Below are 13040 nucleotides of genomic sequence, written 5' to 3' on the forward strand. Positions count from 1 at the left end.
GGCCGGGCGGGAGTTCCCGGATCAGCCGAGGTCGGCGACCTCCCACAGGCCCAGCGCCTTGTCGGCGTACCGCCCGTCGCCTTCGACGCAGCCCTCGACGATGAGTTCCAGCGGCGCCGGGAAGCCGAACGGCGCCAGCTGCAGGTTCAGCGGGCGCCAGTCCCCGGTCTCCACGTCGACGTTCACCGCCAGCTCCGGGAACGTCGTGGTCAGCAGGTACCGCGCCCCGCTGCGCCGGATGTTGCGCAACGCGGCCCGGATCTGGTCGAAGGTGAGGTGCACCAGGCAGTCCCGGCACAGCACGAGATCCGCCGCGGGCAGGGGATCCGCGGTGAGGTCGAGGATCTCGAACCGGCGTTGCGCGCTGCCGTAGCGATCCCGGTTGTGCGCAACGAGTTCCGGCACGATGTCGGCGCCGACGTAGGTTTCGACGCCCAGGTCGGTGGTGCTGAGCCAACCGAAGTCCCCGCACGGGACGTCCGCGACGGTGCGCACGCCACGCCTGCGCAGCAGAGCGGGGATCTCGGTCCTGATGTGCTCGGTCGCGGTGCTCTCCGAGCCGTGCCCGGAGACCGACTCCTCGCTCCCCCACAGGTTGTGCTGGTAGATGTAGCGGAACACCGCGTCGGTCTCCTGCCGGCGGAGGTTCTCGCGGTGCTTCCGGTAGTTGACGTTCGACAGCAGCTCCGGACGCCCCCAGCCCATCCCGGATTCGCTCATCTCGTCGTCCCTTCCACAGCTCCACGGCCGCCGCCACCGACGGCCCAGCACCCGACCTTGGCACAGATCGCGGAGTGCGTCAGCCGCCGTACACGTCTTCCACGTAGCGCCCCTCGGCGATGAGTCCCTGCAGATCGCCAGGTCGCCGCCGCTACCGCTTTCCAACGGACGGGTGCACTTGGCTGTGCTCTCCAAGGAGGTCCGCGTTGTAGACGTTGCCGCTGTGGTAGACGACCAGGTTGTTTTTGCCACGCAACGCGTTCAGGTCGAGGCGGCGGCCGGATCTGGACACGTCCAGCATCTGTAGCGCGGGCATGTCAGCGAGCGGACTCAGGTCATCGAGCCACTCGCAGTCGACGACCGAGAGTCTGGCGAGCGAGCGGAGACCCGCCAACGGCGAAAGATCGTAGGCGTTCAGCCCGAACAGATCGAGCTCCTTCAACCCGCGCAGCGACGCGACTTCGTCGAGCGACCGGATGTCGGGGCACCACCGCAGTGACAACGACTCCAGCGAAGTCGACTCGAGGTGGTGTCCGAGGCTCCGGAGCCGAGGGCAGTCGATGAGCTCCAAGCGGCGCAATGCCGGAAACCTGTCCGCGCCTGCCAGGCTTTCCAGGGTTCTGCTCGCATCGAGGGACAACTCGCGCAACGACGCGCTGGAACCCAACTCCGACAACTCGCGGATGTGCTGGCATCTTCTGATCGCCAGCCGGGCGACCCGTGGGCGCGTTCGCAGCAACCGCGCGGCATCCGAAACTGAAACGCCCTCGATGCCGACGTCCGCCAACCTCTCGCAGTCCGTGATCGTCTCGATGTCGGGCGTAGCCCCGCAGCCTTTCAGCGACACCGACAGCAGTTCGGGCAGGTCCCGCAACGCCGAGAAGTCAGCCAGCAGCGGGCAGTCGGACAACTCCAGCAGTGACAGGTTCGGGTGACCGCGGAGGAAGCCCAAGTCGCGGAGCCGATCGTTGCCCGACATCCGCAACGACCGCAGGCTGGGCGTGCTCTTCAACAGCTGCAGATCGCTGGGCCGAGTCGCGCCGTCCAGGCGGCAGTCCACCTCGGTGATCTGAGGAACGTGCGGAAGGCCCACGAGGACGCTCGCATCGTTGATCAGCATCGACCGACCGGACAGCGGTGCGTCCGCCAGCACCTCGCGGGCGAAGTGGACCGGATCGAAGTAGCTCCACGCGTTCACGACTTCCTGGATCACGAGACCGCGGCCGTCCTTGGCCAGCGCCGCCAGGATCGGGAGCGCCTCCGCCCCGCCGACCAGGCCCGCGGTGAGGGCGGTCGCGGCGGCCTCTTGAGGCTTCATCGCGTCCGAGACCCGGAGCAGCGGAAGAACGTCCTTCCCCATGGCGGCGAGGCTTCGCGCTTCTGACGCGGACTTGGGTGGAATGAGTTGCCGCAGGCAGTCGGTAATGCGCCGGTGCAACGACGGCTCGAGCTGTGTCGCCGTTCCCAGGCAGGAGACCGCGAGGAGTTGCAGCCGCGCGCGACGATCACCATCGGCCCCCGCAGCTTCCTCGCTCGCGTCGAGCAGGCCGTCCAACAGCTTCTCGCGCTCCCCTGGCCGCGCGTGGCCGACTGCCATCACGATCACTTCGCCATAGGTGTCGTTGTCTGCCTGCTTGATCAACATCTCGATCGAATCGGTGTCCACGATCCGCTTCGCCGCCAGGTATTCCTGAAACGTCTTGTGCAGGAAGTCGACCTGTCCAGCGCTGTGTTCCCGGAGCAGCCCGCTGCGCAACAACAGGTGCTGGAAGACCTGCTCAGCGTCCAGTTCCCGGCTGCGCGTGGAACGCAGGCATTCCCCCAGCCGGCGCACCAGCCGCACCGAGTCGGCCACGGTGAGCTCGTTGATCGTGAACCAGTGAGCCAGGTCCTCCAACAGCAGCATCTTCTCGGACAGGCTCAGCGACACCGCCGACTCCGCGTCCGGTACCCGGCGTTCAATATCGCGGCGGCTCAGCAACATCTCCAACGCCGTCCGGTACAGCTCCATGCGTTCGCGCGGCAGTTGGGTGCGCCGATCGTAGTTGAGTGCGCAGACCAGCGCGCACAACAAGGGATTGGTGGTGAGGTTCCGCAGCGCCTGGCTCGCGTCGATGGCCGCGATCAACGTCGATTCGTAGGCCTCCACCTCGGCATGCTCGTCTGCCGGGTGGTCGGCTGCCACCGCTTCGTGCCAGTGCCTGATGAACGCCCTGGTGCGGGAGCGGCTCATCGGTTGCAGCTCAGCGACGAGGTAGTTCCCGTCGTCCAGCCAGCCCTCGCTGACGGCGGGCGGCCTCGATGTCACCACGTACCGGCAGTTCGGGAAGGTCCCGGCCAAGTCGGACAGCCATTCGCGCACGGCGTCACGATCCCGCGCCGAAACCTCGTCCAGGCCGTCCACCAACACCAGTCCGCGTCCGGACTTCAGCACGTCGTACGCCCAGCCGCTGGGCATCCGGTCCTTCATCTGCCAGGCCACGGTGTTGAGGAGCTCCCCGGGTGACGGCAGTTGCCGGCCAGCGAACTTGCGCAGCTGGACGAAGAACGGAACCAGGCCGTTCCAGGGCGCCAGCGAGGATTCCAGCGTCCCCTGCGCGCATTTGACCGCCAGCCACTGCAGCAGCGTCGTCTTGCCCGAACCGGCTTCACCCGTGATGAGCGTGCGGGAGCTGCCGGAGAGCGCGTCGTCAACGCTGAATTCCTCCGCCGCGTCGGAATCGACCGACACGGACAGACCGATGTAGGCCACGCTCAGCCTGTGCCGCCGGCTCGGGCCGGATAGCGTCACGCCGAAGAGCTCGGTCCGGTCCAGCTTCCGGGCCAGCTCCCGCTGGTACTCCAGCTCGAACTCGGTGGCACTGCCCATCGCGGACACCACACCGCGCTGCGGCATCCGGTCCAGCACCTCGCGCAGCAGCTCGATGATCTCGGTGTCGCGCTCGAGGAGTTCGCGCAGGACTCGGTTCTGGAAGCTGGGCAGGGTGGAGATGACCTCGGCGAGGTAGGCGCACGCCTCGTGCAGCACCAGCTCGAAGAACTTGACACCGGGTCCACCGAGCTGGATCTCGCGGAGCACCTGCGCGGCCGACTGCTTGATCAGGGCCTCGACGGCGGCCGACGACACGTCGGCGCGGAGCACGCGTTCATCGGAGAGATCCGCGGCTTCGAAGGCCCGGGCAACAGCGTCTAGCGCGGCGAGCCGTTCGTGATCGGCGAGGTCGCGCAACTCGGTCCCGCTCAGCGGTTCGAGGCGCTCGGCGATGATCTCGGCCAGCTGGTCGATCTGGCGGCGAAGCCGCCGTTGCGGCAGCAGTCCGAGTCCCCGCGCCCCCGCTAGTTCCACCAGGGTGAGCCGTCGTTCCGCAGCAGCCTGCCTGCTGCGCAACAGACTTTTCCCGGCGGCGGTCGCGATCACGCCACCGATCTTGAGCAGAGCCGCTTCGACTGCGCTCAACCGACATCCCCCGTTGAGATCCCCGCTACGAACAGATCCCGGCAGCATATCCAAGGGCGGTACGCGATCGGGCCGCCGAACAGTGCATCGCACAGCTGCGGAAGACGCACAACGGGCCGCTGCCGTCCGTCTTGTCGTGAAGTGTTCACCGGTTCTGCACTGATCCGATGCCGGGCCCGCCCCTAGTGTCACGGTGCCCGCCGGCAGGTCCAGCAGCGCGGGCGCCACTTCTCATCGGAGGAGCAAAGCCGTGGAACGTCGCACCTTTCTGCGTGCCGCCGTCGCCGGTGGCACCACCGTCGCATTCGGGTTCAGCGTGACGCGCGAGGCGATCGCCTACCCGGCGCAGACCGGTCCCAGCCCCTACGGCCCCCTGCAGGCGGGCGATGCCAACGGCATCCAGCTGCCGGCGAACTTCACCAGCCGCGTGATCGCCCGCTCCACCCAGAAGGTCGCCGGAACCGGCCACACCTGGCACGGCGCCCCGGATGGCGGCGCCTGCTTCGCCGACGGAACCGGGTGGATCTACGTCTCGAACGCCGAACTCGGCTCCGGCGCGGGCGGGGTGAGCGCCGTGCGGTTCGACGGCAACGCGAACATCACCGCCGCGTACCCCATCCTGGCCGGCACCAGGCAGAACTGCTCCGGCGGCGCCACGCCGTGGAACACGTGGTTGTCGTGCGAGGAAACCGACCTCGGGTACGTCTTCGAGACCGACCCGTGGGGCGCGAACACCGCCGTCCGGCGGGACGCGATGGGGCGGTTCAAGCACGAGGCCGCGGCGGCCGACCCGGATCGCCGGGTCGTCTACCTGACCGAGGACGAACCCGACGGCAACTTCTACCGGTTCGCGCCCACCACCTGGGGCGACCTGTCCGCGGGCACCCTGCAGGTGCTGGTCGACGCCGGCGGCGCGCTGTCCTGGGTGGACGTTCCCGACCCGGACGGCAGCCCCACCCGAACCCGCCGCCAGGTCGCCGGGGCCAAGGTGTTCAACGGCGGCGAAGGCGCCTACTACCGCAACGGCACGTGCTTCTTCACCACCAAGGGCGACAACCGCGTGTGGGCCTACGACGCGGTCAACAACGCCCTCGCCATCGCCTACGACGACAACCTGACCGGCAACCCGCCGCTGACCGGCGTCGACAACATCACCGGCGCCCCGGCCGGCGACCTCTACGTCGCCGAGGACGGCGGCAACATGGAGATCTGCATCATCACCCCCGACGACGTCGTCGCCCCGTTCCTCCGGGTCAACGGGCAATCCGCCTCCGAGCTGTGCGGGGTCGCGTTCAACCCGGCGGGCAACCGCCTGTACTTCTCCTCGCAGCGCGGCGCTTCGGGCGCCAGCAGCGGCGGCATCACCTACGAGGTGACCGGCCCGTTCCGCGGCTGATCCGCCTCGACTTCAGGCCCGCGGGTCCGGTCCGGACCTGCGGGCCTTCTTCCTCTCCGCCGGAACCCGTCCGGCCGCGACCTACCGGCCCGCCGAAGCCTGGTCGACCTTTTCCAGCAGTTCCAACAGGGTTTGCCGCTGTCCGGCGGTGAGCGGGGCGAAGAGCTCACCCGCCGCGCGGGCGCGGAGCTCGGCCAGCCGCTTGCACGTCTTCCGGCCTTCCGGGGTCAGCTCCAGCAGGGTGGAGCGGCGGTTGCCGGGATCGACCTCGCGCCGCAGCAGGCCCGCCTCTTCGAGGGCATCGACGATCGGCGTCACCGCTCGCGGCACCACGTGCAGCCGCTCGGCCAGCTCCGCCATGCGAGGCGGCGCCTCGCACCTGCCCAGCACGAACAGCGCACGCGCTTGTGCGGGCGTCAGCCCGAGGCCCCCGGCGCCGCGCCGCTGCAGGACGTGCGCGGACTTGGCGAGCCGCAGGAACAGCGCGCCGAGACGTTCTTCCTCACCACCGGCATCCACGCGGCCAGCTTAACAGAGTGACAGTAATAGTGAACCATGGTAAATATGAAGGTGACTCTGAATTCGATTGCACTGGAGCCGCCTATGTCATCGCCCGAGGAATCCACTCCCCCGCCCGCCCGCCTCCGCCGCATCGGCCGCCTCTTCCGCCCCCACCGAGGCACGCTGCTGGTCGTCGCGCTGCTGGTAGTCGTGTCGTCACTGGTCTCCGTCGCATCGCCGTTCCTGCTGCGGGAGGTCCTCGACGTCGCCATCCCGCAGCAACGGCTCGGCCTGCTGACCGCGCTCGTGCTCGGCATGATCGGCGTGGCCGTCGCGACGAGCGTGTTCAACGTCGCCCAGACATATCTGTCCACCAAGGTCGGGCAGAGCGTGATGCACGGACTGCGCTCGGCGGTCTACGCCCGGCTGCAGCGCATGTCGCTGGCGTTCTTCACCCGCACCCGGACCGGCGAGATCCAGTCCCGCATCGCCAACGACATCGGCGGCATGCAGGCCACCGTCACGTCCACCGCCACCTCGCTGATCTCCAACCTCACCACCGTGGTCGCCACCGTCGTCGCGATGCTCGCGCTGGACTGGCGGCTGACGATCGCGTCGGTGGCCCTGCTGCCGGTGTTCGTGTGGGTCAGCCGCCGGATCGGCCGGGAACGCAAGAAGATCACCGCGAAGCGGCAGCGCCAGCTGGCATCCATGTCCGCCGGCGTGCAGGAATCCCTTTCCGTCAGCGGGATCCTGCTGGGTCGCACGATGGGCCGGGCGAGGTCGCTCACCGACTCCTTCGCCGCCGAGTCCGCCGCGTTGGCCCGGCTCGAGGTCAGTTCCAGCATGGCGGGCCGGTGGCGGATGTCGAGCATCCAGATCGTGATGACCGCGCTGCCCGCGCTGATCTACTGGGCGGCCGGCGTCACCAGCACCTTCGGCGTCCCGCTGATCACCCTGGGCACCCTGGTCGCCTTCGTCACCCTGCAGCAGGCCCTGTTCCGGCCGACGCTGTCGCTGCTGTCCACCGGCGTGGACGTGCAGAGCTCCCTGGCGCTGTTCGGCCGCATCTTCGAATACCTCGACCTGCCGATCGACATCGACGAACCGGAGCGACCGGTGCGGCCGGCGCGGATCGAGGGCGAGGTGCGGTTCGCGGACGTGTCGTTCGCCTACTCGCCCGAGGCCACCGACGGAACCCTCACCGGGATCGACGTGACCGTGCCCGCCGGCACCAGCCTCGCCGTGGTCGGCGAAACCGGGTCCGGCAAGACGACGCTCAGCTACCTGGTGCCACGCCTCTACGACGTCACCGGCGGACAGGTGCGCATCGACAGTGTCGACGTGCGCGAGCTCGGCTTCGACACGCTCGCCGATGCGGTCGGCGTGGTCTCCCAGGAGCCCTACCTGCTGCACGCCTCGGTGGCCGAGAACCTGCGCTTCGCCAAGCCCGACGCCACCGACGAGGAACTGGTCGCCGCGGCGAAGGCGGCGCAGATCCACGACCACGTGGCGGCGCTGCCGGACGGCTACGACACCTTGGTCGGCGAGCGCGGATACCGGTTCTCCGGCGGGGAGAAACAGCGGCTCGCGATCGCCCGCACGATCCTGCGCGACCCGCCGATCCTGATCCTCGACGAGGCCACCAGCGCATTGGACACCCAGACCGAACGCGCGGTGCAGCAGGCTCTCGACGCGCTGTCCTCGGGCCGGACCACGATCACGATCGCGCACCGGTTGTCGACCGTGCGCGACGCGGACCAGATCGTCGTGCTCGACGCCGGACGGATCGCGGAGCGCGGCACGCATGACGAACTGCTGGCCGCAGACGGCCGGTACGCGGCCCTGGTCCGGCGCGACGACCAGCTCCCCTCCGCCGCGTGAGCATCGGATTCGAGCCGCCCGCAGGCACTCGTTCACCGTCCATTTCCGCCTGGTTCACCGGATGTTCCTACAAGAAGGGCGAAGGCGGCTACCACTGCTTCCGCATCCCCGCCGTCGTGCGCACCAAGGATCGCAGCACGCTGCTCGCCTTCGCCGAAGGCCGCCGCAAGGACTGCGCCGACACCGGTGACATCGACGTGGTCCTCAAGCGCTCCACCGACGACGGCAAGACCTGGGGCGACATCGAACTCGTCGCGGACGGCGGCGGCGACACCCGGGGCACCCGGTGCCCGTCGTGGACGGTGAGTCCGGGCGGATCTCGCTGCTGACGACGCACAACCCGGGTTCGGAGTGCAAGTCCGGCGCGAAGTGCACCCGCACGCCGTTCCTGCAGCACAGCGCGGACCCGAAGGGCACGAAGTGGACCGCGCCCGAACCCCAGCCGCAGCTGACGAAGTCCGAGTGGAACACCTGGTACGCGACCGGCCCCGGGCACGGCCTCCAGCTGACGCAGGGCGAGCATCGCAGCCGCATGCTCGTCGGCATCACCTTCGGCGGCAGCAGCGGGCGCAAGGGCGCCGGGCTGATCTACAGCGACGACGGCGGGACGAGCTGGCAGCTCGGCGCCGTGGACGACCGGACGGGCAAGAAGATCAACCCGCAGGAGCTCAACCTGCTGGAGACCACCGATGGTTCGGTGTATGCCGCCGCGCGGAACCAGGACAACAACGGCACCGAGACCTCGACCGGCAACCGCGCGGCCGCCATCAGCGCCGACGCGGGCGCGACGTTCGAGCAGGAGTTCGCGGTCGTGCCGGAGCTGAAGGGGCCGGTGGTGCAGGGCTCGGTGGTGCGGCTGCGCGCGAAGACGGCCGGCGACCCGAACGACCTGATCCTGTTCTCCGGGCCGTACAACGAGGATCCGAAGATGGCGCACCGGCGGCACACGCTGCGCATCCGCACGTCGGCCGACGAGGGCGCGACGTGGCAGGAAGCCGGCACGGTCGTCGACGCGACCTGGGCGGCCTACTCGGACCTGGTCAACCTCGGCGGCGGCCGGGCGGGAGTCCTCTACGAGGCCGGCCCGCAGGAGTCGAACGACGCCCACGCCTCGATCCGCTACGCCCGGTTCGAGGAAGGCGACCTCGATCGCTGACGACCCGCGCGGGCTCGGGCCGACCCGGCCCGAGCCCGCGCGGGGCTTCCGCCGGTCTGCGTCAGGCGCGGCCGGCGAACCGGTCGGTGGCCGCGATGAGCCCGTGCGCCGGGTTGCACCCGGCGCCTGGCCCGCCGTGCACGAACACCACGGGCTTCCCGTTCGGATTCCCGCAATGCTTTCGCACTCACGACACCTACCCGGACTGTCAGGAGATGGCCTCCATCGGGAGCCGGAGCCCGAGGCGGCCGCCGATCTGCGCGTTCCGCGTCCGGACGGCCTCCAGCTCCGCCTGCGTCAGCGCGCGCCGGTAGACGCGCACCTCGTCGACGGCGCCGTGGAAGCGGTTGGCACCGTCCACGCGCTGCCCGATGTGGATCCCGGCGACCCCGAACTCCTTGCCCTCGGTGACGGAACCCGGCGGCACCTCGGCCGATCCGGCTTCCCGGCCGTCGATGCGCAGCACGAACCGGCCGTCCACCCGCTGGAGCGCCGCGTGGTGCCACTGGTCGTCGTTGTACGCGCCGGCGGACTGCACGGTGATGTTGAAGCGGTCCACCATGATCAGCGCCTGGATCCGGTTCGAGGCGGGTTCCGCGCGCAGCCACAGCTGCGGCGTGGTGCCGCTGCCGGTCCGGTACGCCCACAGCAGGGCGTGCGAGCCGGTGGTGTCCGCGTAGCGGAACCACGTCGTCAGGGTGAAGTCGCCACCGCCGAGGTCGATCGACTCGTCGAACGGCACCTCGACGCGGTCGTCCACGCCGTCCAGCGCCAACGCGTTCCCGAACCGCCCGGGCACCAGCGCCGCGTCGCCGCGGAAGAAGGCGGGGTTGTCGCGGCCGGAGTCATCGGGCGTCGTAGGACCGGGTCCGGGCGGTCCCGGGATGCCCGGCGGCGTGCCGTTCGGCGTCGCCAGGTACGCCTCGTTGAAGCGCGCCCAACGGATCGACTCGTACGGCGTGGCGACGCCGGCCTCGTAGTACAGCCCGATCTGTTCGCCGTCGAGCTTCACCATGTCCGAGTACGCCGACGGCCCCCACCAGAAGACCTTGCCCTGCTCCCAGGGCTGCCAGCTCCGTCCCTCGTCGTAGGACGAACGCACCGATATCGCCTCGCGCGCCACCGGATGCGCCGGCGCGGACAGCAGGATCCGGTCCTCGGCGTCGCCCTGGTCCCGCGCGTGCAGTCGCAGCGTCGACGCCTGCACGTCGGGCATGGCCAGGTCGATGGACCGGAACGGCTCGTCGAACGTCGCTCCCCCGTCGCTGCTGATCGCGACCGACCGATGGCCCGGATTCGTGCCCCGATCCCTGGCCAGCGCGTAGACCCGCCCGTCGGTGAGCTCGACGACGGTCACCTCCTGGGCGATGACCGTCCCGTCGTCGACGGCCGCGGACGCGCCGATGTGCCAGGTCTGGCCGCTGTCGTCGCTGTAGAGCAGGTGCGTGCCGTAGACGTGCGGGCGCACGCCGTCGTTGATCTCGTGGCTGGCGCCGACCACCAGCCGCCCCGCGTGCGGGCCGCGGGTGAGCTGGATGCCGTGCATCGGGCCGGTGGCGTACCAGAAGTTCCACTCCGGGCGCTTGCCCTCGGTCATCTCGCGCGGCGCCGACCACGTGGCCCCGTCGTCGTCGCTGACCTGGACGAACGGATCGCGATCGCAACCGTTCGGGCAAGGATCGGGCCCGTTGTGGTTGCTGACCAGCACGATGCGGCCGGTGCGCTGGTCGACGATCGGCACCGGATTGCCGTGCGTCGACCCGTTGCCGTCGGAGACCACCTGCAGCGGGCCCCAGGTGCGGCCGCCGTCGGTGGAGCGCCGCAGCACGATGTCGATGTCGCCGTCGTCGCCGCAGTCCGCGACCCGGCCCTCGGCGAAGGCGAGGACGTCGCCGTTCCCGGCCCGGACGACGGCCGGGATTCGGAAGCACGCGTAGCCGAAGTCCTGCTTCGCGAACAGGACCTGCTCGTCGACGAACGGTGCTGCCGGGTCCGGTTCGGCGGCCGCGCCGGCCGGCGATCCCGACAGCATCGCGGCCGACAGCAGGACGCTCAACGCCGCGGCCCTCCACCGCCGCCGCGGCGGCCCTCCAGGTGCTATGCGCATGTCATGCCCTTCCAGCAGAGCGAACGGGGGAGGACATACTACGTCCTACGTGGAACCTCCGGAAGGCTCGGCGGACGGCTCCGCGAAACCGGCCGGAAACCTCTCGATCAACTGTTCTTGACCGCCGAACGCAGGCGACCGTAGCCTGCACTCCCAGACTTGACGTAGGACGTCCCATGTCCCGTCGCTCAACCCGCCAGGAGGCAACGTGAGCCCCCACGTTTCCCGCACCTTCGTCAGTCGCCGCGACTTTCTGCGCTACAGCGGGATCCTGAGCGCGGCGGCGGCCGTCTCCGCCACCGTCGGCGCCTGCGGCGGCCCCGCGTCGACGACCTCTACCGGCGGCGACGACAAGGGCCTGATCACCGCCGTGATCGGCTACGGCAACGACCAGACCTGGGACCCGACCATGACCGCGTCGGCGTTCGCGATGGCCGGCAACAACCACGTCTACGAAGGACTGATCGACACCGACCCGGTCACCCGCGACCCCTACCCCGCGCTGGCGGCGGCCGCGCCCGCCGACCCCAACGCCACCACCTGGCGCTTCGCGCTGCGCCCGGGCGCGAAGTGGCACGACGGGCAGCCGGTCACCGCGGACGACGTGGTGTTCACCTTCCAGCGCGTCCTCGACCCGAGCACCCTGGCGTACTCGTTCTTCGCCGCGTGGCTGCAGGAGGTCCGCAAGGTCGACGACGCCACAGTGGAACTGGTGCTGAAGTTCCCGTTCCCGGACGGGATCCAACGCCTCACGATCGCGAAGATCATGCCGAAGCACGTCTACGGCGCCCCGGGCGGCTGGGACGCGGCCAAGAGCGGCAAGGCCATCGGCTCCGGCCCGTACAAGCTGGTCGAGCACAACCCGAAGGCCAACACCAGGTTCGAGGCGTTCGCGGACTACAACGGCCCGCGCAAGCCCGCGGTGCAGAAGATGAACTGGCTGTCCATCGTGGACGCCTCCGCCCGGGTCGCGAAGATCTCCGGCGGCAGCGCCGAGGCGCAGGTCGCCGAGAACATCCCCTACGCCAACATCGACCAGCTGCGCCAGAGCGGGCTGCGGGTCGACGGCGGCAAGGGCATGAACCACCTGTTCCTGATGTTCAACACCGGTCAGGAGCCGTTCGACGACAAGCGGGTGCGGCAGGCCCTGTTCCACGCCATCGACACCCGCAAGATGATCGACGTCGCGCTCAAGGGCCACGGCACCCCGGCAACCAGCTTCCTCAACGAGCAGAACCCGGCCTATGCCAGGGCGAAGACCGTCTACGACTACGACCCCGACCGGGCGCGGGCGCTGCTCGCCGAGGCCGGGGTCAGCGGGCTGACCATCACGCTGATGGCGGTGAACGTCAGCTGGCTCGCCGACTGCCTGCCCACCATCGCCAACTCCTGGGAGGCGATCGGTGTCAAGACCGAGCTGCAGCCGCAGGACACCAGCGCGCTGTTCACCAAGATGGACCAGTCGCAGTCCTACCAGGTCGTCGCGGCGGCGTCGAACCCGAACCAGTTCGGCCTCGACCCGGACCTGATCCTGCGCTACAACTACACGGCCGGCGGCACCTGGATGAAGTACACCAAGTGGGACTCCAGCACCGAGGCCAAGGCGCTGTTCGCGGCGATGGACCAGGCGATCCGGGAACCCGACCCGGCCCGGCGGCGGCAACTCGTCCACGACTACCTCGATGTGGTGGCCGACCAAGCGGTCCTCTACCCGGTGCTGCACAACGAGCTCGTGACGGCCTGGAACCCGGCGAAGCTCGACGGCGTCGAGCCGCAGCCCTACCCCGGCATGAACCTGTTGCAAGCCAAGCGAATCTGA

10 protein-coding genes are annotated in these 13040 nt (G+C 69.5%); 5 read left to right on the forward strand and 5 right to left on the reverse strand.

What is annotated here, in order from left to right:
- Positions 1 to 21: 21 nt before the first annotated feature.
- On the reverse strand, positions 22 to 720 hold the full coding sequence (locus AB0H93_RS00415; RefSeq protein ID WP_358565083.1) for a class I SAM-dependent methyltransferase: 699 nt from the start codon (positions 718 to 720) through the stop codon (positions 22 to 24).
- A 151-nt stretch (positions 721 to 871) separates the two neighbouring features.
- On the reverse strand, positions 872 to 4177 hold the full coding sequence (locus AB0H93_RS00420; protein WP_358565086.1) for an NACHT domain-containing protein: 3306 nt from the start codon (positions 4175 to 4177) through the stop codon (positions 872 to 874).
- Positions 4178 to 4427: 250 nt separating this feature from the next.
- Here AB0H93_RS00420 and AB0H93_RS00425 point away from each other — a divergent pair, with 250 nt between their 5' ends.
- Positions 4428 to 5573 (forward strand): alkaline phosphatase PhoX, encoded by a 1146-nt coding sequence (locus AB0H93_RS00425; RefSeq protein WP_358565089.1) that lies wholly within the window; start codon positions 4428 to 4430, stop codon positions 5571 to 5573.
- Between the two features lie 81 nt (positions 5574 to 5654).
- On the opposite strand, the gene AB0H93_RS00430 is transcribed toward AB0H93_RS00425, so the two are convergent.
- Positions 5655 to 6092 (reverse strand): MarR family transcriptional regulator, encoded by a 438-nt coding sequence (locus AB0H93_RS00430; RefSeq protein WP_358565091.1) that lies wholly within the window; start codon positions 6090 to 6092, stop codon positions 5655 to 5657.
- A gap of 84 nt (positions 6093 to 6176) precedes the next feature.
- Between AB0H93_RS00430 and AB0H93_RS00435 the strand changes: the two genes are divergently transcribed.
- From AB0H93_RS00435 to AB0H93_RS00445, 3 genes are read left to right on the forward strand one after another with little or no spacing between them, the layout of a single operon-like run.
- Positions 6177 to 7958 (forward strand): ABC transporter ATP-binding protein, encoded by a 1782-nt coding sequence (locus tag AB0H93_RS00435; protein WP_358565094.1) that lies wholly within the window; start codon positions 6177 to 6179, stop codon positions 7956 to 7958.
- Positions 7955 to 8287 carry a sialidase family protein gene (locus AB0H93_RS00440; RefSeq protein WP_358565097.1) on the forward strand — a complete coding sequence of 111 codons (333 nt, stop codon included), beginning with the start codon at positions 7955 to 7957 and terminating at the stop codon, positions 8285 to 8287. The genes AB0H93_RS00435 and AB0H93_RS00440 overlap by 4 nt, the downstream gene beginning before the upstream one ends.
- Positions 8254 to 9114 carry a sialidase family protein gene (locus AB0H93_RS00445; RefSeq protein WP_358565100.1) on the forward strand — a complete coding sequence of 287 codons (861 nt, stop codon included), beginning with the start codon at positions 8254 to 8256 and terminating at the stop codon, positions 9112 to 9114. Before AB0H93_RS00440 ends, AB0H93_RS00445 begins: the two co-directional genes overlap by 34 nt.
- Before the next feature lie 61 nt (positions 9115 to 9175).
- On the opposite strand, the gene AB0H93_RS00450 is transcribed toward AB0H93_RS00445, so the two are convergent.
- On the reverse strand, positions 9176 to 9301 hold the full coding sequence (locus tag AB0H93_RS00450; protein WP_358565103.1) for a hypothetical protein: 126 nt from the start codon (positions 9299 to 9301) through the stop codon (positions 9176 to 9178).
- Between the two features lie 21 nt (positions 9302 to 9322).
- The gene (locus tag AB0H93_RS00455; RefSeq protein WP_358565106.1) at positions 9323 to 11170 is read right to left on the reverse strand and encodes a sialidase family protein; all 1848 of its coding nucleotides are present in this window, start codon (positions 11168 to 11170) and stop codon (positions 9323 to 9325) included.
- A gap of 259 nt (positions 11171 to 11429) precedes the next feature.
- Between AB0H93_RS00455 and AB0H93_RS00460 the strand changes: the two genes are divergently transcribed.
- On the forward strand, positions 11430 to 13040 hold the full coding sequence (locus AB0H93_RS00460; protein ID WP_358565109.1) for an ABC transporter substrate-binding protein: 1611 nt from the start codon (positions 11430 to 11432) through the stop codon (positions 13038 to 13040).

Source organism: Saccharopolyspora sp. NPDC050642 (assembly GCF_040654735.1).
Lineage (GTDB): Bacteria > Actinomycetota > Actinomycetes > Mycobacteriales > Pseudonocardiaceae > Saccharopolyspora > Saccharopolyspora elongata.